Origin of the sequence: Synechocystis sp. PCC 7339 (assembly GCF_019924095.1) — a bacterium.
In the GTDB taxonomy this organism is placed as follows: Bacteria; Cyanobacteriota; Cyanobacteriia; order Cyanobacteriales; family Microcystaceae; genus Synechocystis.
On sequence record NZ_CP063659.1, the window covers coordinates 744,112 to 769,264 of the forward strand.

The following is a 25,153-nucleotide window of genomic DNA, read 5'->3' on the forward strand; positions in this document are numbered from 1 at the left end:
ACCAAAGGAGGGTTGTGGATCTTGGAAACCAATAAAGAAAGAATATTGGTGGTCGATGACGAGGCCAGCATCCGACGCATACTGGAAACTCGTTTATCCATGATTGGCTATGAAGTGGTGACGGCGGCCGACGGCGAAGAGGCGATCGCCACTTTCCATGAGAGCGACCCCGATTTGGTGGTGTTGGATGTGATGATGCCCAAGCTGGACGGCTACGGCGTTTGCCAAGAACTACGTAAAGAATCGGACATTCCCATTATTATGCTGACCGCCCTGGGGGATGTGGCCGATCGCATTACCGGTTTGGAACTGGGGGCCGATGATTATGTGGTGAAGCCCTTTTCCCCCAAGGAATTGGAAGCTAGAATCCGGTCCGTGCTACGGCGGGTGGACAAAAACGGTATGCCGGGCATTCCCAGTTCGGGCGTGTTGCAAATTGCCACCATTCGCATTGATACCAACAAGCGTCAAGTGTATAAAGGGGATGAGCGCATCCGCCTAACAGGGATGGAATTTAGCCTGTTGGAATTGTTGGTGAGTCGCTCCGGAGAGCCCTTTTCCCGTTCGGAAATTCTCCAGGAAGTGTGGGGCTACACCCCCGAACGCCATGTGGATACCAGGGTGGTGGACGTGCATATTTCCCGCCTGCGGGCCAAACTAGAGGAAGACCCCAGCAATCCCGAATTAATTCTTACTGCCCGGGGCACCGGTTACCTATTCCAACGCATTCTGGAACCGGGGGAAGAACCGTAATTCCTAGGGATTTACCGAGGAATATTTTCAGCCCATTGCCAGTTAATTGCCACCATGAGTGCAGATCCCAATCGTATTGTTCGTTTATTACCCCTTGGGGCGGGCAGTCTCGGGGGACTGTTATTGCTAATTAACCGCCTTTCCACCCCCATGTTAAACCCTTCTCAAGCCCGTTCCGATGTGGTGGGGGTAATTTTGGCGGGGATGCTGGTGTGTGTCTGGCTAATTTGGCAACGGATTCAGCCCAAGTCCCCGGAAGCGGTGGTGCTAGAAGGCAAGGAGGGTTTTGATTTACTGGACAGTCTGCCCCAGGATTTGCAAACAGAGTTAGCCTGGGCTTCCCATTTATTACTGACCAATACGGTTACCCAAACCATGGTGGTCTATTATGATCGCCAAGTGCTACTGCGCCGGGGCATTTTAAGTGGACAAAAAGAGGTCAAACCGGGGCCCATTGTGGAACGGGTAATGAAAACCCAAAAGCCAGTTTATTTAGTTAACTTACCCCTCTACCCCGGTCGGGTGGAATTTGATTATTTACCAGCCAATACCCAGGGTTTAATTTGTCAGCCCCTCGGCGATCGGGGCGCAATGATTTTAGGGGCAAATATCCCCCGCAGTTACACTAAGCAGGACGAAAATTGGGTTACAGGTATTGCGGATAAAGTTGCCCATAGCTTAGCAATAGTTTCAGTTTAAGTAATCTGTAAACTCTGAGAACGTATTTGAGAAGGCCACCTGACCCTCCAAATTTTGGGGGAAATCAGATAACAAATAATCTCCCCCTAGGCCAGCCGGAGAGTTTGGCAATGGTGCTAGCAGTGCCCAGTTGCAGTAAATAAGCATCATACAAACCCGTCGCCAACAGATAACCACTTTGGCTCAGGGCAAAAGCTACCATTTACCAGGCGATCGCCTCCGGTTGTACTGTTACTAAACCCAGGCAGCCCAGGCTACACAGTAGGGTCGTCACCACAAATAATTGATGGCGCACTCTCCCTAAATCGGCGATCGCCCCCAATAAAGGTGCTAGTAGTCCTGAAATAACTAGAGTTAGGGAAACTAAAGACCCCCACTGAGCATCACATTCTGGGCCACCACCACACACTGTTTGCCGAAAAAAAATGGCGTAGGCGATGCCAGGTACTAAGAAAATATAGCCCGATGTACCAATATCGTAGAGAATCCAGGCAAAAATAGATTTTTTAGGAACGTTAGTAGCAGTCATTTTTTCAGGGTTTCTGACGGGGATTCCCCGAATAATTTTTTATAGTCCAAGCTAAACCGCCCCGCATGCCAAAAACCAAATTTGTGCATTAATGAGACGATGGTGGTGTCGGGGTCTGCAGATTTTAACACCCGATGGATAGCATGGAGTCTGAGCACTTTTAGATAAGCTAAAGGACTCATGCCGAGCATTTCTTGGAAGGCAGAGGTCAAGGGACTTTTGGTTGTGTAAAACCTGTCACAAAGTTCTTTAAGGGTTATAGGTTGAGCTAAATTATTCAGTAAATAGGACTCCACTTCTTCCACCAACGACCAGCGGCGCAGATATTTTAACGATTGTTGATAATTGTCCTCTGACGATGGTATGGCAGAAATTATCAAAGGAAGATAGTCTTCTAACAGTATTTTGCTAATGGTTACCTGATCGAGGAAACCGTTTTGGTTTTTCACTAGATGATAAAGCTGCAGTAAATAGGACTGCAAAATCCCAAAATTAGCACCAAGTTGGACATAATTCTGACTCAGTAGCCGCTGGTCAATATCAACTCACTCCACGGCATTTAAGCATTCCTCAAAAATTGCTTTTTTGACGATTAATGTGCCCATCAAAGTATTTTTAGGCAGCCTTAAATCGATGCCACGTCCACTATCAAAACCATAAAGAGTACCGCTGGTAATATTAAAACCATGGGAAAGATAGCTGCCATAAATAGGAGAAATTACCAATTCAAAAGTCAAATTTTCTGCCGATTTCTCTCCCCAAACCCTTAGGGGAGTATTAAGATGACGAAACTCAAAAATAGCTTCGTCCAAAATAAGTCGATAAATGTGGCAATCGAATGGCCCTTTTTCCAACTGTACCATCCGAAATCCTGAGAAACTGGAGTACTCAATTTCTAAAGACTCTATGTCAGCAAAATGATTGACAACAATGGAGGGAGAAAAATTAGCCATGGTCGCTGATTATACCAGCAAAAAAAAGACTGTAGTCTTACTTGAAAAACACGACAGTCTTCGATCTATCACTTAACTATGTTTGATGTTTGCTACTGGTAGCTCTAATGCTAGGCTAAAGGGCTCCTTCATCTACTTTGGAATAGGGCGTATTTTTGACAAAGTTAACCACGACAGTATCAGCCCGGTTAAAGGAACACTGGAAGGTATTAATCATGGTCGATGTTTCGTAGGTTCCATTGACAGCATGGGTTCCATCAGAGCGCTGACCTTCATATTTCACCTGGACATTCTTTTGTTGGGTACCGTATTCCTTAGAGGCTAAATTCTTGCAAGTATAGAGCATTTTGGATTGATTGGCGGCATCTGCAGGCAACGTCATCGATAAAGTCGAACCGACAACTAAAACCGCCACAGCCATTAATTTACGCATTTTTTAATTTCCTTGCTTGAAAAGATAAATGAAAAAAGTTGAGGTGAAGAGACAACTTTACTTAATTGACAATGGTTTCAAGGCGATATTTGCCAGTTTCATTCCTGCGGGCAGCATTCCGCATTAAATAGACTCGGATTTTGTAATTACCACTTTTCTTAAGCACCTGTTCAAATTGATTGCCAGAGGTGGAGCCAACAAAAATCGCTTCATTTTCCTGACCAGGCTCCAAAATATTGAAATAATTAGAGCTATTGTTACTGGTCATGCTGACATTCATCGTCTGTCCTTTTTTGACATTGATGACATAATCCACTGTTTCGCTACCTTTAACAGTTCCATTGATAACGGCGGAACTTTTGCCGGGCTGAAAGCGGATCTGCTCTTGGCGAATTTGATCGGCAAGCACTGGATTGACCGAATTGCCGACAATGCCTACGGTTAAGCCTAGGATTGCAGCGGCGACTAGGGCAGTTTTTTTGATCATAAGTTTAACTCTGGAATTGAGTAAAAAGTTGTGAAACTGAAACAAAATCAAGCAAGAAACGGTGAATTAGTCATATACCAGGCGAGCTTGCTATGTAACCCACCGCCTTTACAAGTTCAGGCACCTCCCCTTAGCAAGAGGAGGACGAGAGGGGTCTTAAATATGGGATGGACTCAATTAGCCGCCATAAATAGCAGCATCGGGGATGATAATAAAGAGGTTACGGTCAATGCCGATATACCATTCATCGCCATCTTTACCCCAATCTAAGTCTCCTCCAAAAGTGGTGGTAACATTGCCATTCTTGAAGTCATACTGAACTTCATTGCCGTTGGGATAGCGTACCGTCACAGAAGCGTTACCATTACCTTTGCGCATTATCCCCCCAGGACAGGACTGGTTGTGGCTGTCGTTACCCACGGAACAACGAAAAGAGGCCGTTGCCGAGAAACCTTTACCATCGTAGGGGTTACCGGAGGTAGAACTGTTATTGCTATTGGACGCAGAACTTTGGTTGGAGCCTCCCCCGGAAATTAAGCCACCAATCAGTGCTCCGACTCCGGCACCGATAATGGCCCCCAAATCATTCTGTTGAGGGGCTGGGTCGTTATGGGACACATCAGTGGGCCTTTGGGTATCCAGTACGATTGCCAGTCTTTGGCGATCGCCAAATTCATCCCAAGAAAAGAGCTCTTTGCCACCATTTTCCTGATACTGGACATTATGAATCCCGTCGAAGGTTTCCACCTGTAGGGCTTGTTTGTTGGGACCATAAAAACGAAAATCAGTACCATTGTCCATCTTCACGACTACCACTGTGGTGTTGTCCCGCTGTTTTTGCTTAATGGTGCAATGACCGTCAAAATTTTGGTTATTCCCACTGCTAAGCTTGCAACGGCCATCAAGCCTCGTTGTTGTCTCAGAGCGTGCTGGGATTGGAGTCAAACCAACCAAAAACTGGGCCAAAACCAACGATGTTAAAGTTCCCCAGGAATATAGATTTTTATAGGATTTACAATTCACGGATTCAGAGTTCCTCAATTTTTTTTATGGATTATAGACAATGCTCAAAGGCTAGGCTGACCATTCACCGTCCCTTATCTACTGTCGAAAAACTTCGACCCTAAGGCTATCCGAAAATTCCTGATTTTTCTCCCACCATTTCCTCGAGCCGATTTGACGATCTTATATGAGTAAGTATTTATTGCAATAGACTCTTCTCGTCTGGGTGAGTCAGTATCTTTCTTAGTTGACGGTCGGTCATTAGTCCATTTGCTCCTATGGCACATTATTGAACATCAATGGTCTTGTACCAGAACCGACTGTCTTCCCCGATGGCACTGTTCTGGAATCTGCTTTTAAAGCTAATCCCGTTTACGACCCCAGTTGGGGCAATCTATTGGTTAATTGGCAAGTTCTCCTGCTCCAGGGATTTTTCCATCTGGCGATCGTCTTCCTGCTTAAAAAACGTCAGGATATTCTGTGAAACTTCATTAAACTTGTACCGAATTATTAAATCGGGATGACAGGATTTGAACCTGCGACATCCTGCTCCCAAAGCAGGCGCGCTACCAAGCTGCGCTACATCCCGTAGCTTAACCCCTCCAATCTTAGGACAGATTTCCCCAGATCGCCAGGGGGTGGTTGGGCGGATATCACCCTAGGGTTTCTGCTGGTGTGGGCAAATGACTGTAGCGAGCTAAGGCAATGAGGGGAAAATATTGGCGGTAGTAGTGATAGCGGATATAAAAATGGCAAGGGAAGCCGGTGCCGGTAAATTCTGCCTCTTCCCAGGTGCCCTTGGCGGTTTGTCCCTGGACGAGAAAAGCCACGCCCCCCTCGATCGCCCTGATTAGATCGTTATCCTTTTGCAAATCCAGCAATTCTTTGGCCGCATCTAACAAACCAATTAAAGCCCAGGCCGTTTGGGACGCAGTGCTGTTGCCTTTGCCCTTTAACTGCTTATTTTTATAGCTTTCACAGGTTTCTCCCCAACCTCCATCTGCGTTTTGACAGCTCAATAACCAGGCGATCGCCGTTTTAATTTGGGGGGCAAAACGTTGGGCGTCATAAATAGCCAGAGCAGATAGGGCTCCACTGGTGCCATAGAGATAATTCACCCCCCAGCGGCCAAACCAACTGCCATCCTGTTCCTGTTCTTGGAGTAAATAGGCCAAACCCTGTTCTAGCCGTCGGGAGTCCATGGTCAAACCACAGGCCCCAAGCATTTCAATCACCCGGGCGGTAATGTCGGCGGTGCTGGGGTCAATCATGGCCTTCAAATCCCCGTAGGGCAATTGATTAAGCCAGTCTTGGTCATTGTCAATATCAAAGGCGGCCCAGCCCCCAGTTTTGCACTGCATGGTGGCTACCCATTGCAAAGCTTTATTAATTGCTCCCTGTTTTCTGTCCTCATCAGGGAGGGTAATACCCTGTAAAGCCATCATCACTACGCAGGTGTCGTCGATATCAGGGTAGAAATTATTATCAAACTCAAAGGCCCAGGCCCCTGGTTTACCCTGGGAATTTTTGATTTGCCAATCGCCATAGGTGAGAATTTGCTTATCCAGCAACCAGTGCCCCGCTTTAACTAAGGCGGGATCATCCTTGCCCAAATCAGCTTCTGCCAGGGCCCGTACAACCCAGGCCGTATCCCACACCAGGGAAACACAGGCTTGAATGGAGTAGCTATCTTCCGTCTCCACCGCAAAATTGTCGATCGCCGCTATGCCCCGCTGTACATAGGGATCATGGAGATCGTAACCCAGTACTTTCAACGCCAACAGGGAATTGAGCATCGCCGGGATAATGCCGCCCCAATCCCCACTCACTTCTTGCCGTTCTAAAATCCACTTTTCCGCCAGGGCCAAACCCTGTTCCCGGAAGGGCACCACTTGAGCTTGTTCTTGTAACTTAAAGAGGCTATCTAAACCGATGAAAATATCCCAAATAGTGCCACTCTCCGGCAATTTGTACTGGACATTTTCTATCCCTTCTGAATATAGTTCATCCACCCGTAGGCCTTGGGCAATGTTGTACACCGGCTTTTGGTCACAGACAATCATCAAAGGCACCGTACTGGAGCGGGCCCAACTGGACATTTCGTAAATATTAAAGAAAAAATTATTGGGCAAAAGCATTACCCAGGGGGGAATGGAAGGGGTGCCCCGCCAGTCATAGCAACCAATTAAGGCCAGGTGCATTTTGGTGAAAATGCGGGATTTGCTAATGCCACCCCGGCCAACAATGAAATTTTTTGCTTTGACCAAGGCTGGATCCGTGGCTGGAACCCCCAAAATCCGCAGGGCTGTGTAGGCCTCCACACTGGTGCTCAGTTCACCGCCATCGCCATAGTACAGTTCCCAACCACCATGGTCCCGTTGTTGTTGGAGCAAATAACTTTTCGCCTTCTCCAGGGGTCTTTGGGCTGCTGTGCCCCAAATTTTATGTAGTATGACCACTTCCGCCGTGATGGTAACGTTAGATTCCAACTCAGACCACCAGTAACCATCCGGGTATTGTTCCGACAGCAAGAAGTCCCGACTAGCGGCGATCGCCTGACGCACTTGTTCGGTGCTGGGACAGGGGATGGAGGGGGAAGGGGCGATAACCATGGAGAAAGTTGTAAATTTTTCTTTACAAAGATAGCAGATGGATTGGGCAACTAGAACAGCTTGCTCTCAGGCAATTTCATCTTGGGAATGGAGTTGAAATTCTAGGTTGGGATATACCTCCAAAATTTGGTTATTTGGCATAAATAATTCCCAAAGTGGCAAGTCATCTGCGGTTTTCTGATCGGGAATTATCAAATTGTACAATCCAAAATCGAACAAATATAAAAAGTCAACAATTTCTATTTTATGGATTTTTTGTCCACTTATTTTGGTGATTTTCTGTTTGATTGATTTTTCATAATCAGATGATTTTATCAATGAGTCAGAGTTTGTAGTAGCAGAATATTTTTTTCTGTAAATTGCCCAGTCCGAAGCTCTGGTGCCAAGTTGCCATTCCCCTTTAAATTCACCACTCAGAGCCGGAGAATGATAAGGAATTTTCTTGCCAATTTCTAAACATAGTTCTTGTCCGTAGCCTAAACGAATCTGCCAACAAGTTTGACCATAAATAGACTGGATTAGACTATAAAAATAGTCCTTGGTGATTCCTACTTCGGGTTTGGCTGTTGACGACAAATTCAATGGATTCATGATTTTAAAAATTGTTTCGCTTGTTGTTGTAATTCTTGATAAGTAAAGTCGCCTCTTTCATTTTTTGTGCCGCCCAAATTCAGTTCTTTTTGTCTCTCTAAAAATCGTCCAGATTCTTTACGTTGAACTTTGGTCATATTAAATTCTTTGGCAACGTCATTGACTTGTTTAATGTCATCTTTCATTCACCGGGCTATATCGAAGAAGAGGAACTGTGAATCTACTAAATTGGCTAATTTTAACCTGTTTTGCATTGGAGTGTGGAGAAGTAATTAAAGTTTAATCCTTACATTCTGAACATTGATCGTCAAGATAATTCTAAAGGGCGATCGCCAAAATATCGGCCAGTTGGGTAAGACGATAATCCACTGGCAAATCCGCTGGTAGGGAGCCATAGCCATACTCGGCAAAAATGCTCACTGCGCCACAAGCTTGCCCCATGCGAATGCCTACTTCCGCATCTTCTACGTGCAAAAGGGTTTGATAATCATGGGGAGCGAGCAATTGTTGCAGGTAACGGGGATCGGGCTTAGCAAATGGGGAATCATCCGCCGCCAGCATGGTTTCAATGGCTGACCATAGACCGACTCCTTGTAAAGCGGCTGTTTGGGTACGGCGATCGCCGGAGGTACAGGCTAAAATGCGATAACCCCGCTCCTGTAAAGTGGCCAAAACCGTTACTGCTTTGGGCATGGGGGCAGCTAGTGTGGCTAAATTTTCAATGTAAAAGGGTTGGACAAAATCTTTAAAAATGCTTTCTACTTTTTCCTTGGGGCAGCCTAATTTTTCCAGCATCAGGGAAGCTTTCAGTCCCACAAGGGAAATTACTGCTTGGCGATCAGGCCGAGGTAAACCCAGTTGTTCAATGCCATAAGCAAAGGCTTGGTAGTTGGCTTCTTCGGAGTTGACTAATACTCCATCTAGGTCGAAAACAATAATTTTTTCGTTAGCCATAGTTAGGGATGATTACATTAACAATTATTTGATTATTTAAAAAGTAAATTTGACAAGTTTTTAACCAAAATTTATTCGGGAAGGAATGAGCCCCAAAGCTAGTGGTAATAATTCTAATGCAGCACAACTTTGGGCCGTAGCACTGTGCCATGGTCTTCTGGGGTCACAACGGCAACGCCCAAGCATTTTACCGGGTCTAGCTCCGAGATGATCAATGCTGTCCCAACGGGAAGATCGGGCAGAAGCAATCTTTGCCCATGAAACCATCTTTTTTCCAACTCGGTATTTAGGCGAACTGTGGGTAAATGGCTCAATGCCTCCTGGGGCGGAATGAGGGGAATGGACTCTCCCGCCTCAACGATTTTTTCTAAAGCGGTTAAACCAACGCTGTTGCCTAGGGCCATGCCACCACTGCCCTGCCGCACCAAGCTCGCCAATGTTGCCCCCGTTCCCAGGCGATCGCCAAGGTCCCTTGCCAAAGCTCGAATATAGGTTCCTTCCCCACAGGTAACTTGTAAATCTAATTCCGGCTGATTCCCCGATCGCCAACCGAGCACTTTTAAATCATTAATAGTCACCATGCGACTGGGTACTGCTTGGGTAATGCCGGCCCTGGCCAATTCATATAACCGCTTACCATTAACCTGAATAGCGCTGTATTGGGGGGGGATTTGCTCAATTTGCCCCAAAAAAGTCGGTAAAAGCTGTTCAACGGCGGCTAAGGTTAAATCCGCAACAATTTGACTTTCCAGCACTTCCCCCGCGAGATCGTCACTGTCGGTACGCACCCCAAAACGAATAACGGCTTGATATTGCTTTTCCCCAGGTAAGTAGGGCAGTAAACGGGTAGCCGACCCCACCGCCATGGGCAATACTCCCTCTGCCAAAGGATCTAGGGTTCCTCCGTGACCCACCCGTTTTTGCCTTAATAGACGACGCACCTTGGCCACACAATCATGGGAAGTGAGGTGCAGAGGTTTATGGAGATTGAGGAAACCAAACATAGGGGAAAAATTGCTGGAGTTAATGGACGGCCACCAAAAACCTTAGCAGTTCCCTTTGGCGATCACCTGCCCTGGCCGTTGAAAATATTTGTCGGATGTGAGCAAAAACCATTAATTGGGATTGGGGCCTTGCCAGTCTGGGCATTGTTCTGTTTCCCAGCCGTAGGGATGCATGGCACACACCAACAGTTGCCCGTTGTACACATAGCCATGGTAGTGCTGACAACCTTGGCAAGCGGGTTGATGATTGGCATTGGCCGGTAGATGGGGATTGAGACCCATGTCCCCATCCGGGGAAGACCAGGGCACCATGGACGAATAGCCTCGATCATCCGTTCGATTGTTACGCCCTTCCCGGCCCTGGCGATCGCCAAATTCCCCTAGGTCGGTTAAGTCCCCGTCCAAGTCGGATAAATCCTCCCAGAAGGCTGACCATTCCTCCCAGAACCAGTGCAACTCAGTGCCCAATTCCGCTTCGATGGTTTCGGCCACTTCCCCTAGGGCGGTCTCCACGTCTTCCACCCAGGTCTCCACCGCTGTGGTCAAGGTTTCCACCGCCAACCAGAGGTTTTTCTCCCAATCTTCCATAACTGTTTTGCTATTTTTACTGTTTGCAGTGTTGACAACTTTTGGGGGATGGTTTGCCCTCCCGTTAGGGTTGACGGTTCAAACGTTGCAATTCTGCCTGCAGGGCTGCCACCTGACGCCGCAGGGCTTCCACGTCCTCCGTTTGGGTCTGGGCGGGAGTTTTTTGGGCCAGGGGATCGGCGTTGGCTTCCTCTTCATCGGTAATGATTTCAATGCGTCGAGGCTGTTTATTTTCCCCTTCCCCATGGGCGATCGCCTCTCCTTGGGCTTCCCGAATCAAATCATCCACATAGCGACGGGCTTCTTCTGCATTCATTTCTCCCCTTTCCACCAGGGTATCCACCAACTTCTGGGCATGGTTGCCCAATTCTTTGATGTTACTATTGGCTGTTTCGGCGGCATAGGAAGCAATGCCAACCCCTAAATAGACTGCTTTTTGCACTAAGTCCCGCAACATAATAATTCTTACCGAAAACAACGTTGTCTTCATTTTGGCATTCCCGTCTGCCAATGGCTAGGCGAGGGGAAATGTTACCAGGGAAGCACAATCAGGATTTTTCCAACTTAGCTAACTGTCCCCAAATATCATCCAACAGACTGTACAAAACGGGCACCACCACCAGACTTAGTACAGAGGAGGTGAATAGGCCCCCAATGATGGCGATCGCCATGGGTTGCCTGAGTTCCGCCCCGGCCCCCCATCCTAGCGCCAGGGGGAGCATGCCCAAAATGGTGGAACTGGTGGTCATCAAGATGGGCCGCAGACGAATATGGCCCGTTTGCAACAGAGCTTCCTGGCGGGATAAACCCTGATGCCGTAGTTGGTTGGCATAGTCAATCAGGAGAATGGCGTTTTTATCCAAAAGACCTAGAAGGAAAATTAAGCCAATGAGGGAAATCATGCCAAATTCGCTCTGGGTGACCAGCAGTCCTACCATGGCTCCAACAATGGATAGGGGCAAGGAAAGTAACACCACCATGGGTTCTAGTAAACGGCGGAATAGCCCCAGAAAAATGACCGCCATCCCCAGCAAGGAAAGCAAAAAGGCGAGGGCAAATTCCCGAAACACCGATCCGACCCGGGCCGATTCCCCCTGGACACTCAGTTCCACTCCTGGAGGCAATAATCCCTCGGCGATCGCCGTTACCTGTTGGGTGAGATCCCCAAGGGCGTAATTGGGTAGTAAAGAGGCACTGAGATAGACGACTCTCTGCCCCCGGAGACGTAAAATCCCCGTACTGTCAGGTTCCGCCCCGGTGAGGCTGATTTGGGTTAAACCGGGCAAAGCCATCACCTTTTCCTCCAGAGCTTTCCCTGTGGTTTGCAATACCTCTAAATCATTTCCCAGTAAAGCCAATTTGAGGGGGGTATCGTCCCCCGTTTGTACAAAGAGGATATTTTCTACCCTGGTGATTACCCGGGGAATTGCTGGCAGCGCTTCCCGTACTTCCGTTTGCACCGTTTGGGTGGTCACTTGGCGATCGCCGTCCAGCTTGACATAGATTTTGCCCTGGAGGGGATTGCCCTGGGTACCCACCACGGTGAACGTTTCTGTCACAGTCGGATTGGCCAAAATAGGGGGTTCTAACTCTTCTGCCACCCGCCGGCCTCGTCGCAATAGCACCGCTTCAGGATTGGTGGCCAGTTGATCAATCCAGCCAAAGGCTCCGCCAGTGCCTCCGCCATTACTGTTACTGCTGTTATTACCACTGGGGGGAGCAGACAAGGCCCCGGCAATTTTGGGGGGAGCAGACTGGAAAATGACGTTAAATTCGCCCCGGTCCAGGCTAGGAATAAAACCCTGGGGAATGAGGGGAATAATGGCCAAGCCCCCCATCAAACTGGCTAAGGCCAAGGCCACAATCCACCAACGGTGTCCCAAAGACCAAGCTAAAACCTGTTGGTAACGATCGCCGAGGAGATCCAAACCCCAACTGAACCAAGAAGCGGATCGTTGGGGTTGAGGCCGTAGCCACAACACTGTCAGCACTGGGGAAAGGGTGCGGGCCACCAGCAGGGAGACCATCACAGCGGCGGACACGGTGACGGCAAAGGGCAAGAAAAATTCCCCTAAAGTTCCCCCCAACAAGGCAATGGGTAAAAACACCACCACAATGGAGAAAGTAGTAGCAGATACGGTCAAGCCAATTTCTTCGGTGCCATTTTTGGCGGCCCGCTTGGGCGGTTCCCCCGCTTCAATGTGCCGAGAAATATTTTCCACATCCACAATGGCATCGTCCACCACAATGCCGATAATTAAAGCTAACGCTAGCAGGGTCAAGGTTTCTAGGTTAAAATCCAACGCCGCCATCACGATGAAAGTGCCCAACAAGGAAAGAGGAATGGCGATCGCCGAAATCAAAGTGGCCCAGCCGCTACGGAGAAATGGATAAATAATCAACACCGCCAAGACGATGGACCCCAACAGGGCTTCAATGGTGGCCTGGGTTGCTTCCCGGATATAACCTGCTGTAGTTTCTGCTTCGATGAATTGTAACTGAGGCAAACTAGGGGCCTGCTCCGCAATCAATTGTTCCACCCGGTTCACCACCTCCAGGGTATTGGCCTGGGCTGTTTTTACCACCTGCACCGCCAACACATCCTGGCCGTTATGACGAGTCAACGTGGGGGGATTGATGGTTTGTTGAGCCGATGCCTTGACCCCGGGAGATCGAAAGTTAGCATCCCCTAGTAAGTCCACCCGCAGTACCCCATCAATGTTCTGCAGCTTGGGTATGATCTCCTGCCGCAACGGCTCCGCCATTTCCTCTAGGGATAAGGTCTCGGACGCCACCGCATAGGTCACCGCCACCGATTCGTTCAAGTTATAAGGAGAAACGGTAATTTCACTGCCCGCCGGTAGAGTTAACCCCTGTAAAGATTGCTCCACTGCAGTGGTGGCCTGTTCCAGGGATTGCCCCATTAAAAAAATCACCGATGCCACTGTTTGCCCTGGGTAGGTGGACAATTGCACATCTGCATCGGCAATGGTGATTAGTTTTTCCTCCAGGGGAATGGTCAACTTCTGCTCCGTTTGGATCAAGTCCAAGCCCGAGCCACTGCTCTGGACAATCACCACTGGAAAACTCACTTCCGGGAACAGGGCATATTTGAGGGAGCTGAAGGCCAATAGCCCCGCCACGGCGATCGCCAGCCAAAAACCGATGGTGAAACGGGGGTGGTCAATGGCCCAATGGGAAAGATTCCAGCGGGGAGCACGGGGGGACTGCATCGAGGGAATTCCTAAATTCTTTGGGGTGGGATTGGTTAAAAATGGATTGATCCACACCTCGGCTAATCTAGCAGAACATGGCCCAGGGCAATCCCTCCTAATGGTTGAGCCAGTTAAGACCCCTGGAAATCTGTTAACATCCCCAAAAGGTAAACTAGTCCCCACTTTGAACCAGCTTTTTAGTAGATTTTTGTGATTTTTGAGCAAGGCATTGAAATTAACGCCAGTGCCACAGTGGTAGAACAGTGTTTTACTGATTTGGAGCTGATGCAACTCTGGCTCAACCCGGCCCTCCGCTGTGAACCCATCGGTCAATGGTCCACGGCGATCGGTGGCCGTAGTCGTTTTATCATCCAAATTCCCCTGCTCAAGCCCAGCCTGAAAAGTGTAGTGGTGGAACGATCGCCAGGGCTAGTGGTGTGGCAGTTTAAAGGATTTTTCCAAGGACAAGACCGTTGGGAATGTCGCCCCCTGGAGGAAGGCACCTATTTGCTAAACCGATTCGAGTTCACTGTACCGAATCCCATTGTGCAATGGGGCTTTCAAATGTTTGCGGCCCGCTGGACCAGCGCGGATATGCAAGCCCAACTGCGACGGTTAAAACAGGTAGCGGAAAGGGAATATATCAACAGTGGCCTACATAGTTAATTTTCGGGCAGTTTCCCTATTAAAATCCTGGGCTAAGCTGGAAGAAATAACCAATGGCGATGAGTAGGAGGTTGAGAGTGAAAGTAGAAGGTCCTAATCCCCAGCAATTGACTGCGGAAGAAATCCAGGAATTAGAACATTTGCGTGGCCTGATAGAGCAAGCAGTGGCCAACGGTGTGGTCACCAAGGAAGAAGAATTTAATATTAAGGCCTGGGCACTCCATTCCAAGCCCCGGTACGAGTTACTATCCCAGGAATTAGCCATGTACCGGGAACTGGTCACCAACAAAATTAATGCTGGCTTACTGTCGGGGGAAACCTTGACTGATTGTTGATTAGTAAGACCCATCCAATTTTGTCCTAGCTTTTGTCAAGATTTTGCTGAACCCGAGGCGTACTCCATGCCCTGGCCAGATTCTGAGGACAAAGACTAGGACAAATTAATGATGTTAATTCAAACTAGAAGGGCCAGCGCCAATTAACGATTTCCGGCATATCTATACCGTGTTCGTAGGCATAGTTAGTGCAATCAATTTTCATGTCCTTGAGCATTTCCTTAATATGGGCCCCGGCCACCCGCAGTGGCGGCAGGCGATCGATCACGTCAATGGCCAAGCTGAAACGGTCAATTTGGTTTTGAATCGCTAAATCCATGGGGGTGTTGATGTTGCCCTTTTCTTTGTAGCCCCGCACATGGAGATTGCCATGGTTAGTGCGCCGATAGGTCAATCGATGAATTAACCAGGGATAGGCGTGGAAGTTAAAAATAATCGGTTTATCGGTGGTAAAGAGGGAGTCAAAATCCCGATCGCTCAGGCCATGGGGATGTTCAGATTCCGGTTGTAGTTTGAGCAAGTCAATAACACTGACAAAACGAATCCTCAGATCAGGAAAAAATTGCCGCAGCATGGCCGTGGCCGCCAGGGCTTCCTTGGTGGGAATATCCCCCGCCGCCGCCATCACCACATCGGGTTCCGTACCAGCGTCATTACTGGCCCATTCCCAAATGTCCACTCCTTTGGTGCAATTGCGAATAGCTGAAGTCATATCTTGATATTGCAAATGGGCTTGCTTGTCACAAACGATGATGTTGATGTAGTTTTTACTCTGCAAGCAATGGTCCGCTACGGAAAGCAGGGAATTAACATCGGGGGGCAAATAAATCCGCACCACATCGGGGCTTTTGTTGAGAATGACATCAAGAAACCCTGGGTCTTGGTGGGTAAAGCCGTTATGGTCTTGTCGCCACACAGTGGACGTCATCAAAATATTTAACGAAGAAATATCCGCCCGCCAGTTGAGGTGTCGACAAATATCCAACCATTTGGCGTGTTGGTTGACCATGGAGGTTATCACATGGGCAAAGGATTCATAGGTGGCGAAAAAACCGTGGCGACCAGTTAAAAGATAGGCTTCTAGCCAGCCTTCCAAGGTATGTTCACTTAACATTTCCATCACCCGACCATCGGGACTTAGTTCCCCACCATCCTTGTCCTCTTCTAGGTATTCGGCGATCCAGAATTTTTTACTGACCTCATACACCGCCTGCAATTTATTAGAGCTATTTTCATCGGGGCCAAACACTCGGAAATTAGTCATGTTATTGGCCATTACATCCCGCAGAAAAACTCCTAGGGGAGCAGTGTTAGGGGCTTCAATAGTTCCTGGTTGGTCTACATCAATGCCGTATTGGCGAAAGTCGGGCATTTTCAGACCCCGTCGTAACAAACCACCATTGGCGTAGGGAGTGGACCCTAGACGTTTCTCCCCCACCGGGGCGATCGCCTTAAATTCTGGCTTTAAAGTACCGTGGTCGTCGAACAATTCTTCCGGTTTATAACTCCGTAGCCAAGCTTCCAACTGTTGCAGATGGGCCGGATTTTCGTGCATGCCTCCCATGGGCACTTGGTGCGATCGCCAAAAACCTTCCACTTTATGGCCATCAACATAGTCAGGGCCAGTCCAACCCTTAGGGGTACGCATCACAATCATGGGCCAGCGGGGACGGGTGGCAATACCGGAACTGCGAGCTTCTTGTTGAATACGGTGAATTTCCGTTACGCAATGATCCAATGTGGCGGCCATGGCCTGGTGCATGGACTCAGGTTCGGAACCTTCAACAAAATAGGGAGTATAGCCATAACCTTCAAACAGGGCTTTCAACTCTTCATGGCTAATGCGACTGAGTAGGCTTGGGTTATTAATCTTGTAGCCGTTGAGATGGAGCACAGGGAGCACCGCCCCATCCCGAATCGGGTTAATAAACTTATTAGAATGCCAGGAAGTGGCCAAGGGCCCTGTTTCCGACTCCCCATCCCCAGCCAAACCCACCACAATTAAATTGGGATTATCAAAGGCAGAACCGTAGGCATGGGATAGGCAGTAACCCAGTTCTCCTCCCTCATGGATGGAACCAGGGGTTTCGGGGGTACAGTGACTGCCAATGCCGCCGGGGAAGGAAAATTGCTTGAAAAAACACTTCATGCCCGCTTCATCTTCACTACACTCAGCAAAAAAGCGAGAATAGCTCCCCTCTAGGTAGCAGGGCCCTAAAAAGCCCGGCGCACCGTGGCCAGGCCCCACCATGTAAAGCATATCCTGGTTAAACTTTCTAATAATGCGATTGAGATGGGTGTAGAGAAAACTAATACCGGGACTAGAACCCCAGTGGCCCAACAGGCGATATTTGATCTGTTCTGGTTGGAGGGGTTCCCGCAGGAGAGGATTATCCCGGAGATAAATCATGCCCACCGCCAAATAGTTAGCCGCCCGCCAAAAACCGTGCAGTTGATTAAGCTCTGTCGGCTCAAGGGGACTGCCACTGATGGTGGAGCGGGTCTGACCAAAGGGACTAAGGGAAAAGGGGGATGTAACCATGGAAAAAACTCCCGGATTTGTACATTCCCCTACCAGGGTAGAACCCACAAGTTATTTTGGCGTTAACCCCAAGAAAGAAATGACTCAAGTCAAATTATTTAACCCAAGGCTTATCTCTTTGAATATTTTTTGTATTCCAGCACAATCGCCAGAGCATTACGAAGGTGAAACCAAGATCTCTTTTTTATTTGCAAGATCAAGATATTTTAAATCTTCGGAGTTAATGTTTTGATAAACCATCGAAACAGTGTTAGGTTTTTTATTCGCTAATTCATCAGGATCAATTTCAAAACTAGAAATCAACAATTCTAATTTACCGCTGTCTTTTATAGATTTGTTACTATTAATATTTGTCATACTATAGGGTTTCTTCCAGTAAAATGAAATTATATTTGCCCACGAGTATAATTCATTGATTTCAGGAGAATTATCAATAGTCATCAGCCAATTATGAGGACATTTACGAAGTCTTTCTGCCAGTAGCTGATGTTCAAAGCCTTTGTGTAGTTTACCGGACTCTCCATATAAAGCAGATTTTTCTGCCGTCAAATAAGGAGGATCTAGAAAAATAAATACTCCTTTCTTTCGACCGCTCAGCAACTTTGAATAATCAAGATTTGTGAATTTTACATTCCTATTAAAATATCCCTTTAGATTATATAATCTTTCAATGCTGGAGTCTGTAAATCTTTTGCAGTAAGCGAGAGGTGTCATACCACCGGATTCAGTTGTCCCACTAGCGGTACTACGGTTTAGGATGAAAAAGCGAGCAGCGTTATGTAAACGATCATTTGGTAATTTATTAAGTTTTTGAAAATATTTAATCCTAAATTCTGTCCACTCTTGGCTTCTTTTAGTGGGACCGTGATATGGCTCTTTGAGAGACTTAATTAATTCACATAATTCTTCAACATTTTCTTGAGTCTCCTGCCAAAAATCGATTAATAAAGGATATGCATCATTTCCCCAATACTTTTTTGCTGATAAGTTGGCTATAGAATAAAGCAGCATACTTCCCCCTCCTAGAAATGGCTCTCTATACTCTTTGATCTCGTTATGCCGTTCAAATTGTTCTAGAATGCCAGCGAGTAAGGGAATATCCTTTTGTTTTCCTCCTGGATAGCGTAGAGGTGAGGGAATATAACGGGTCATTCAGACATCCTCTGGATCATCAATAAGAGAAGTTGACGCAAGTTCCATTACTTGCTCCCAGGTTGGATCTAAGGGATTCGGTAATACGCCATATTTTTGCTGTATTTCTCCAGCAAACCTGCTAAGTGTAGCATAAGGAAGTTCACCGAATCCTTGATCCGTATGAATAATATTTTCTATAAACTGTCTGATAGCACTTGATTCGCTATCTCTAAAACTTTTGTCCAATTTTTATCCTCCTGAGAGTGAACCAAATTACCATTGAAGTTCTTTAAAACTTCGTGGGTGACTTTTTCAAGTCTAGAACTTTCTACTCCAAAAAAGCCACTGTTCAACAGAGACAGACGAAATTGCCTCAAAGTTTCCCATTTTTTTACAGGAGATTTGATTTCAATGCTACAAGTAAAACACGTTTTTCTCTCATTTTCTGGCGGTGCATCATCCGCCCATGCTTTTGGGCCGTCTCCTGAAATCCCTTCCAATACCCAGGGCGCACAATCAGGGTCCTTCATTATTCTTTTAGCGCGAGAGCTTTCAGACTTGTCGTTTTGTCCTGGCCAATGACGTTTGAAAGCGAATGTTATCCAATTTTCAGCGAATATTTTAAAAAACTCATCAAAATCGTACACACAAATATCAAGTATATTTTCTATTTGTTTAGGATGAGTCAATAAATACACAGCAGGATGCTTTGAAATACCTGTTTTTAAATTCATATCCATGACTAACATCCTTAAGAGCCGTTCAAATCTCTCTTTTTTGAGGCCTTCTTGCCATTTTACATTGCGTTTTTGGTTATGTAAGTGAATGTTTTTTACTTGTTGGTCAAACCAATTAATATCTGAAGAATTTAAAACATTTAATAAATCACTCCTCGATGCTTTGTTATACAAAAAAGAACCTTGGACATCTTTTAATGAAACTGCAACATCGTTCAAAAGGACATCCGCTTTTTTAAGATTACTATTGGATTTTCCGATTCTTTCTATTTTATTTAGTACCCCAATATGAGGTAAGATTATTTTTCCTCTGTTTTTTTCTAGCCAACTAATGACTTGATCTTCATGTCCTTTTGTCACTTTTTATCCTCAAAATTCCAAAAAATATATTTATAATATTTGTGAATTAAGTTGAGCTCCCCTGTTTGAAATTTTAATGAATTTCAACAAGAGAGCTAAAAGTAACTCTAGAACAAATCAGAATCCGTCACAGCCCCCACACTACTGGAAGCAACGAGCTTGGCGTATTTACCCAAAATACCGGTGCGGTAACGGGGTTCAGGACGAGTCCACCGGGCCCGGCGTTGGGCCAATTCCTCTTCGCTGACGTTGAGTTGCAGTAGCCGCTTGCCCGCATCGATGGTGATTTGATCCCCTTCCTCCACCAAGGCGATCGCCCCTCCCACGTAAGCTTCGGGGGCAACGTGACCCACTACTAAACCGTAGGTGCCGCCAGAAAAGCGGCCATCGGTTATCAGTCCAACGGAGTCTCCTAGCCCAGCGCCAATGATTGCGGAAGTGGGGGCCAGCATTTCCCGCATACCAGGGCCACCTTTAGGCCCTTCGTAGCGCACTACCACCACATCTCCTGCTTTGATTTTGCCGGCTAAAATGGCTTCCAGGCAGTCTTCCTCCGACTCAAATACTTTGGCGGGACCAGTGATCACGGGCTTTTTAACGCCGCTGATTTTAGCCACACTGCCTTCGGTGGCCAAGTTACCTTTGAGCACCGCCAAGTGACCTTCTTGGTAAACGGGGTTGTCCCAGGAATGGATTACGTCCTGGTTGGCGGGGGTTGGTCAGGAATATCGGCTAAAACGTCAGCAATGGTCTGTCCTGTGATTGTTAAGGTATCACCGTGGAGAATGCCATTGACCAGTAATATTTTCATTACCTGGGGAATGCCACCGGCATCGTGGAGATTAGTGGTGACGTATTTACCAGAGGGCTTGAGGTCACACAGTACAGGGACTTTGCGGCGGATGGTTTCAAAATCGTCCAAGCTCAAAGGCACTCCAATGGTCTTGGCGATCGCCAGCAGATGGAGTACAGCATTGGTGGAGCCCCCCACGGCCATAATCACGGCAATGGCATTTTCAAAAGCTTTGCGGGTGAGAATTTGACTGGGTAGAATTTGTTTTTTAATTGCTTCCACCAAAACCTTGGCGGACTCCTCGGTGCTGTCGGCTTTTTCACCGTCCACTGCGGCCATGGTGGAAGAATAGGGCAAGCTCATCCCCATGGCTTCAAAAGCGGAGGACATGGTGTTGGCGGTGAACATCCCCCCACAGGAACCAGCCCCAGGACAGGCATTCCGTTCGATGCCGTAGAGGGTTTCCTCATCAATTTTGCCGGCACTGTACTGGCCCACCGCTTCAAAGGCACTGACCACCGTTAAATCTTCCCCGGCATAATGGCCCGGTTTGATGGTGCCACCGTAAACAAAGATAGACGGAATATTGAGGCGAGCCATGGCAATCATTGCCCCCGGCATATTTTTGTCACAGCCTCCGATCGCCAATACTCCATCCATGCGTTGGCCATTGCACACCGTTTCGATGGAATCGGCGATCACTTCCCGGGAAACTAGGGAATATTTCATCCCTTCCGTACCCATGGAAATACCGTCACTGATGGTGATAGTGCCAAACAATTGGGGCATGGCCCCCGCTGTCCGTAAGCCGGCCTCGGCCCGTAGAGCCAGATCATTGATGCCCATGTTGCAGGGGGTAATGGTGCTGTACCCGTTGGCAATGCCCACAATGGGTTTAGTAAAGTCATCATCGCCAAAACCAACGGCCCGGAGCATGGCCCGGTTGGGACTTCGTTGGGTTCCCTGGGTAATTACCTGGCTTCTGGGATTGTTGGACATTGTTATCTCCTGTCTCGTAGCGAATCTATGCTTCCATCCATTGTCGATGGTTTATTCCCCTTTGCTCAAGCCTGGCCACAAAAAGTCAACTTTCAGCCATTGATGTTCCCTTGGGTTACCATTGCCTCCACTGTCGATGGCAATAGTTAAACTAAATATACTAAAATTTTTCTTGATTTAAATTCTGATAATTTTTACTTGAACCATGGCCTTAATAGCAAGACTGATCGGCATAGTTCTTATTGGCACCGGAATCTATTTTCTAGGTAACAACATCATTTTCACCACCAACGTTTATCCCTACTTTTGGCGGGGTATTGCCGCCGATGGCTCAATTTTGGCCCTCATTGCTGGAGTGATGATGCTAGTTTTTCTGCCCGCCAGGGAAAAATCCTGGGGCTGGATACCGATTATCATCGGCGTGGTGCTGGTGTTTTTTAGCAGTCGAGCGATCCTTAATCCCACTAGTCTGTGGCAATTTCTGCTTTCTTTTGTCTCCATGGCCGTTGGCTATAAATTGGCCAGCCAAGGTCGCCTATAGAAACAGGTCTTGCAAGAAAAGTCAAAAGCTATGGGCGCCCAGCATTCACCGGCCATGTGAGCAATGTATTTTCGAGAAAATGAAAATTCTCCCGATCGCCAATTAACTAGAGGGGAAAACGCTTCATTTGTCGCACTGCAATGCGAGCATTCCGTTTTAGTCGGGGGGAAAGGTGGGGCACCTGGGGAATTTGCCAGAGTAAATCCACCGTGCGCCGAAAAAGTCGGACTAAATCCCCCTCATCTAAGCTGGTTTGACGACAAAGATTTTCCCACTCCATGCCCAAAGCCCACTGTTCCACCAAACCCATAAAATCCACTTCCAACCAGAGGGGAATGGCGATCGCCCGCTGATTTTGAGCTTTGATCAATTTGCGTCGCAGATCCCAGAGGTTAAGCCGTTGCAAATGATCCGCCACCGTCATGGCCTGCCAGAGAGAGAGGGTCGGTTGGGGATGTTTAAAACAAAACAACAGGCCAAATAAATCATCGCTGGGACGGAGGGCGGCCAACACCGCAGGGGAAGGTTTGAAGTCAGTCCAAGCATCGGAACGGGGAGTTTCCGTAATCAGAGCACTGGCAGCGGCGGCCAATTGTTCCGGCTCCAAATCATTGAACTTACCGGAAATGAGGGCCAAACCCAGCCACAATTCATTTTCCCCCCGCAGGGTGGCAGCCACTTCCCCCAAAAGCGTAGGGGTGTATTCCTCCAGGGCTTCCATTTCCTGCAAAATGTCGATCAAGTCCAAAAACTCTTGCCAATAGTAGGACTGACGGGATTGCAAACGGTCGTATTCCTGTTGTCGTTTGCTCAGAGTTTTACGCAATTCTTGCCGTTGGTGGAACTGCTCCAAAAGTTTTCCGGGATGTTTTTGGCTAGCCAGGGGATGAACCGCCAACAGTGTTTCCACATGGTCTACCCTGGCCTGTTGCTCCACTAATTCTGGGCTCGGGGCCAAGGGATAGGCTTGGGGATCTAATCCCTCGGCGATCGCCAATGTCTCCTCATCGCCTTTCACTGGTTTACCCGGAGCCAACAATTCTGCCGGGGGTGGAGTCAAATTCTGCCATTGGGCTGGGGACAAATTACCCATGGGCACTGCGTAAATATCCCCCACGGTGACATGGTACCAACGGTTATCATCGGCTAGGCAACACCATTGGGGCAGATTATGTGCCGGGGCCAGGGGAGCCACAATAATCGCTAAACGAGGTTGATGGGTTTTGACGTGGCGACCTTTGAGATATAAAAGTTGACCCGGTGTCAGGGTTTTAAGTTGATCCTTTAACTGTTGCTTCCGTTCTTTTTCTGCCTGTTGCTCTAGGATTTTCAGTAATCTTTGTTCTTCCCGCAATCGTCCCCGGAATTTTTCGTAACTGCGTAAATCCTTTTCCCCAATGCCCGCCAACTTAATATCCAATTGGGATAATTTTTTCACCGTTTCGGCGATCGCCACTTTGGTTGGTTCCAGGGCAAACTGGGCTAAATATTCGGCAAAGCTCCGTTCCAGCAAGCTTTTTACTTCTTCCAAATCATGTTTTTGCAACAAATTCAGCACCATGCCATAGGAAGGGGTAAACCAACTTTTTAACGGTTCCGCCTCCGCTAGGGCCAAGTAAGATGCCTCTTTCGCTCCTTCAAAGGGAGTTTGCACCGTAATCACATGGCCTTCAATATCCATCCCCCGCCGCCCGGCCCGCCCCGCAATTTGCAAAAATTCCGAAGGACTAAGCATGGCGTGCCCTTCATTGGTCCGTTTTGAGAGGGCAGAGATCACTGTCGTGCGGGCTGGCATATTAATCCCCGCCGATAGGGTCGCCGTGGCAAACACCACCTTAATCAAGCCCTGCTCAAATAACTTTTCCACCAGGGTTTTCATATCCGGCAAAACACCCGCATGGTGTACCGCAATGCCCCGTAAAAGGGGTTCAATCTGCTCGAGCCTGGTCATGGGGGAAGATTGGGCAATCCAGCCCCAGAGTTTGAACATGCCTTCCGGGTCAATCGCCAGGGCAGTTAATAGTTTTTGGGACGCCTCACGGCCCTGGGGATAATCCAAATAGGCAATGACCGCTTGGACCATATCCGGTAAACCATCCGCCAAATCCCGTTCCAACTTCTGCCGCAGTAGGGGATTTTTGCCAAAGAAAAAATCGAGCAGTTGCAGTTGGATACTTTCCTGTTCCGCCGGTTCCACCAAAGATAAATCTTCTAAGGATTGGGCCGCCTGTTCACAGCCCCGACGACTAAAAATTACATAAATTACTGGCAGCAAATTCCTTTCCTGTAGCTGTTGCATCACTAACAGGGGATAGGGACAATCCTCCCGGCGCATCCGTCGATTTTTACCAGAGCGGGTATTTTTATTGCCAGCCTTAGGTAGTAAACGAGCATTAACCCCGGTTTTTTTCTCGTTCAAGAGGGGAAATAAACCTTTGCGGGTGCTGTAGTGAAAGGTGAGGGGCACCGGACGAAAATCGGAATTAACCAATACACAGGGGGGAGAATCGTTATGTTGTTCCCCTTGGCGTAATACTTTCAGAGACACCCCGGTACGGACTTGGTTAATCCATTCTGTCAATTGTTCCGGGTTACCAATGGTGGCGGACAAACCCACCAGTTGAATGGTGCTGGGACAGTAGATGATTGACTCTTCCCATACGGTACCCCGGCCCCGATCGCTGATGTAATGAACTTCGTCAAACACCACCGTTTCCACATCTTCCAAAGAAGTCCCCACTTCCCCAATGGGGGTTTCGTAGAGCATATTCCTAAAAATTTCCGTGGTCATTACCACCACTGGAGCATCGGCATTGATCACAGTATCGCCGGTAATTAAGCCCACTAATTGTGCAGCATTTTCTAAGCCTAACTTCTCTAATTTTTCCTGGAAATCCCGAATTTTTTGATTGGATAAAGCTTTGAGGGGGGTGGTGTAAAAAACCCTTTTTCCTCGGGCAATGGCCCGATAGATGGCGTATTCTCCCACCACGGTTTTACCGGAACCTGTGGGGGCACACACTACCACTGACTGGTCTTGATCCAGGGCGGCGATCGCCTCTTGTTGGAAGTCGTCCAATGGAAAAGTAAACAGATCAGCAGGGGAAGCGTAGGCTAAGGTTTTCACAGATTTAGGCAAAAGGGTGATTAAGTTCCCATTTTATCTGGTTATCTTGGGGGCAATTCAAACTAGGTATTTTCTCTCCATGCCAATTTGTTAGCACTG

General features: G+C 47.7%; 26 protein-coding genes, 1 tRNA gene and 1 pseudogene. 7 read left to right on the forward strand and 21 right to left on the reverse strand.

Annotation, left to right across the window (positions count from 1 at the left end):
* Positions 1 to 21: 21 nt before the first annotated feature.
* Positions 22 to 753, forward strand: a complete 732-nt coding sequence (rpaB, locus tag IQE94_RS03370; RefSeq protein WP_010873029.1) for a response regulator transcription factor RpaB — start codon at positions 22 to 24, stop codon at positions 751 to 753.
* 54 nt (positions 754 to 807) lie between these two features.
* Positions 808 to 1,452, forward strand: coding sequence for a cofactor assembly of complex C subunit B (locus IQE94_RS03375; RefSeq protein WP_212716150.1), 645 nt, complete (start codon positions 808 to 810; stop codon positions 1,450 to 1,452).
* 64 nt (positions 1,453 to 1,516) lie between these two features.
* Here IQE94_RS03375 and IQE94_RS03380 read toward each other — a convergent pair whose 3' ends face one another.
* From IQE94_RS03380 to IQE94_RS03410, 7 genes are all read right to left on the reverse strand, one after another.
* Positions 1,517 to 1,654 carry a hypothetical protein gene (locus IQE94_RS03380; RefSeq protein WP_212716152.1) on the reverse strand — a complete coding sequence of 46 codons (138 nt, stop codon included), beginning with the start codon at positions 1,652 to 1,654 and terminating at the stop codon, positions 1,517 to 1,519.
* Entirely contained in the window at positions 1,655 to 1,981 is a 327-nt protein-coding gene (locus IQE94_RS03385) for a hypothetical protein (protein WP_223342723.1), read from the reverse strand.
* Positions 1,978 to 2,430 carry a helix-turn-helix domain-containing protein gene (locus tag IQE94_RS03390; protein WP_223342724.1) on the reverse strand — a complete coding sequence of 151 codons (453 nt, stop codon included), beginning with the start codon at positions 2,428 to 2,430 and terminating at the stop codon, positions 1,978 to 1,980. Before IQE94_RS03390 ends, IQE94_RS03385 begins: the two co-directional genes overlap by 4 nt.
* A 96-nt stretch (positions 2,431 to 2,526) precedes the next feature.
* Positions 2,527 to 2,934, reverse strand: coding sequence for a hypothetical protein (locus IQE94_RS03395; protein WP_223342725.1), 408 nt, complete (start codon positions 2,932 to 2,934; stop codon positions 2,527 to 2,529).
* A 115-nt stretch (positions 2,935 to 3,049) separates the two neighbouring features.
* Complete coding sequence (locus IQE94_RS03400) at positions 3,050 to 3,367, reverse strand: hypothetical protein (protein ID WP_223342726.1); 318 nt, start codon at positions 3,365 to 3,367, stop codon at positions 3,050 to 3,052.
* Positions 3,368 to 3,428: 61 nt separating this feature from the next.
* Entirely contained in the window at positions 3,429 to 3,854 is a 426-nt protein-coding gene (locus IQE94_RS03405) for a hypothetical protein (RefSeq protein WP_223342727.1), read from the reverse strand.
* Positions 3,855 to 4,031: 177 nt separating this feature from the next.
* On the reverse strand, positions 4,032 to 4,877 hold the full coding sequence (locus IQE94_RS03410) for a hypothetical protein (protein ID WP_223342728.1): 846 nt from the start codon (positions 4,875 to 4,877) through the stop codon (positions 4,032 to 4,034).
* A 268-nt stretch (positions 4,878 to 5,145) separates the two neighbouring features.
* Between IQE94_RS03410 and IQE94_RS03415 the strand changes: the two genes are divergently transcribed.
* Positions 5,146 to 5,340 carry a hypothetical protein gene (locus IQE94_RS03415; RefSeq protein ID WP_223342729.1) on the forward strand — a complete coding sequence of 65 codons (195 nt, stop codon included), beginning with the start codon at positions 5,146 to 5,148 and terminating at the stop codon, positions 5,338 to 5,340.
* A 31-nt stretch (positions 5,341 to 5,371) separates the two neighbouring features.
* Here IQE94_RS03415 and IQE94_RS03420 read toward each other — a convergent pair.
* From IQE94_RS03420 to IQE94_RS03460, 9 genes are all read right to left on the reverse strand, one after another.
* A tRNA-Pro gene (locus IQE94_RS03420) sits at positions 5,372 to 5,445 on the reverse strand.
* Between the two features lie 64 nt (positions 5,446 to 5,509).
* The gene (gene shc / locus IQE94_RS03425; protein ID WP_223342730.1) at positions 5,510 to 7,468 is read right to left on the reverse strand and encodes a squalene--hopene cyclase; all 1,959 of its coding nucleotides are present in this window, start codon (positions 7,466 to 7,468) and stop codon (positions 5,510 to 5,512) included.
* Positions 7,469 to 7,534: 66 nt separating this feature from the next.
* On the reverse strand, positions 7,535 to 8,059 hold the full coding sequence (locus tag IQE94_RS03430) for a hypothetical protein (RefSeq protein ID WP_223342731.1): 525 nt from the start codon (positions 8,057 to 8,059) through the stop codon (positions 7,535 to 7,537).
* Positions 8,056 to 8,244, reverse strand: coding sequence for a hypothetical protein (locus tag IQE94_RS03435; RefSeq protein WP_223342732.1), 189 nt, complete (start codon positions 8,242 to 8,244; stop codon positions 8,056 to 8,058). The genes IQE94_RS03430 and IQE94_RS03435 overlap by 4 nt, the downstream gene beginning before the upstream one ends.
* Positions 8,245 to 8,377: 133 nt before the next feature.
* A complete protein-coding gene (locus IQE94_RS03440) occupies positions 8,378 to 9,013 on the reverse strand; it encodes an HAD family hydrolase (RefSeq protein ID WP_223342733.1) in 636 nt (211 codons plus the stop codon).
* A 113-nt stretch (positions 9,014 to 9,126) separates the two neighbouring features.
* Positions 9,127 to 10,017: a tRNA pseudouridine(55) synthase TruB gene (gene truB / locus IQE94_RS03445; protein ID WP_212716166.1), complete on the reverse strand. Its 891-nt coding sequence runs from the start codon at positions 10,015 to 10,017 to the stop codon at positions 9,127 to 9,129.
* 111 nt (positions 10,018 to 10,128) lie between these two features.
* Complete coding sequence (locus tag IQE94_RS03450; protein ID WP_212716168.1) at positions 10,129 to 10,605, reverse strand: hypothetical protein; 477 nt, start codon at positions 10,603 to 10,605, stop codon at positions 10,129 to 10,131.
* Positions 10,606 to 10,669: 64 nt separating this feature from the next.
* Positions 10,670 to 11,095 carry a phasin family protein gene (locus IQE94_RS03455; protein WP_212716170.1) on the reverse strand — a complete coding sequence of 142 codons (426 nt, stop codon included), beginning with the start codon at positions 11,093 to 11,095 and terminating at the stop codon, positions 10,670 to 10,672.
* Positions 11,096 to 11,153: 58 nt separating this feature from the next.
* The gene (locus IQE94_RS03460) at positions 11,154 to 13,838 is read right to left on the reverse strand and encodes an efflux RND transporter permease subunit (protein ID WP_223342734.1); all 2,685 of its coding nucleotides are present in this window, start codon (positions 13,836 to 13,838) and stop codon (positions 11,154 to 11,156) included.
* Positions 13,839 to 14,030: 192 nt separating this feature from the next.
* Between IQE94_RS03460 and IQE94_RS03465 the strand changes: the two genes are divergently transcribed.
* Both IQE94_RS03465 and IQE94_RS03470 read left to right on the forward strand, forming a co-directional pair.
* Complete coding sequence (locus tag IQE94_RS03465; protein WP_223342735.1) at positions 14,031 to 14,486, forward strand: SRPBCC family protein; 456 nt, start codon at positions 14,031 to 14,033, stop codon at positions 14,484 to 14,486.
* A gap of 77 nt (positions 14,487 to 14,563) precedes the next feature.
* Positions 14,564 to 14,821 carry a hypothetical protein gene (locus IQE94_RS03470; RefSeq protein ID WP_223342736.1) on the forward strand — a complete coding sequence of 86 codons (258 nt, stop codon included), beginning with the start codon at positions 14,564 to 14,566 and terminating at the stop codon, positions 14,819 to 14,821.
* Between the two features lie 124 nt (positions 14,822 to 14,945).
* Here the strand turns inward: IQE94_RS03470 and IQE94_RS03475 are convergent, their stop codons facing one another.
* From IQE94_RS03475 to ilvD, 4 genes and pseudogenes are all read right to left on the reverse strand, one after another.
* Positions 14,946 to 17,363 (reverse strand): phosphoketolase, encoded by a 2,418-nt coding sequence (locus IQE94_RS03475; RefSeq protein WP_223342737.1) that lies wholly within the window; start codon positions 17,361 to 17,363, stop codon positions 14,946 to 14,948.
* A gap of 156 nt (positions 17,364 to 17,519) precedes the next feature.
* The gene (locus IQE94_RS03480) at positions 17,520 to 18,515 is read right to left on the reverse strand and encodes a DNA adenine methylase (RefSeq protein ID WP_223342738.1); all 996 of its coding nucleotides are present in this window, start codon (positions 18,513 to 18,515) and stop codon (positions 17,520 to 17,522) included.
* A gap of 176 nt (positions 18,516 to 18,691) precedes the next feature.
* Positions 18,692 to 19,594 (reverse strand): hypothetical protein, encoded by a 903-nt coding sequence (locus tag IQE94_RS03485; protein ID WP_223342739.1) that lies wholly within the window; start codon positions 19,592 to 19,594, stop codon positions 18,692 to 18,694.
* Between the two features lie 107 nt (positions 19,595 to 19,701).
* Positions 19,702 to 21,386: pseudogene (ilvD, locus tag IQE94_RS03490) on the reverse strand (dihydroxy-acid dehydratase).
* A 27-nt stretch (positions 21,387 to 21,413) separates the two neighbouring features.
* On the opposite strand from ilvD, the gene IQE94_RS18565 reads away from it, so the two are divergent.
* Positions 21,414 to 21,536, forward strand: coding sequence for a hypothetical protein (locus IQE94_RS18565; protein WP_255611349.1), 123 nt, complete (start codon positions 21,414 to 21,416; stop codon positions 21,534 to 21,536).
* Between the two features lie 55 nt (positions 21,537 to 21,591).
* Positions 21,592 to 21,927 (forward strand): hypothetical protein, encoded by a 336-nt coding sequence (locus IQE94_RS03495; protein ID WP_194016916.1) that lies wholly within the window; start codon positions 21,592 to 21,594, stop codon positions 21,925 to 21,927.
* Between the two features lie 106 nt (positions 21,928 to 22,033).
* On the opposite strand, the gene IQE94_RS03500 is transcribed toward IQE94_RS03495, so the two are convergent.
* Entirely contained in the window at positions 22,034 to 25,054 is a 3,021-nt protein-coding gene (locus IQE94_RS03500) for an RNA helicase (protein ID WP_223342740.1), read from the reverse strand.
* Positions 25,055 to 25,153 lie beyond the last annotated feature (99 nt).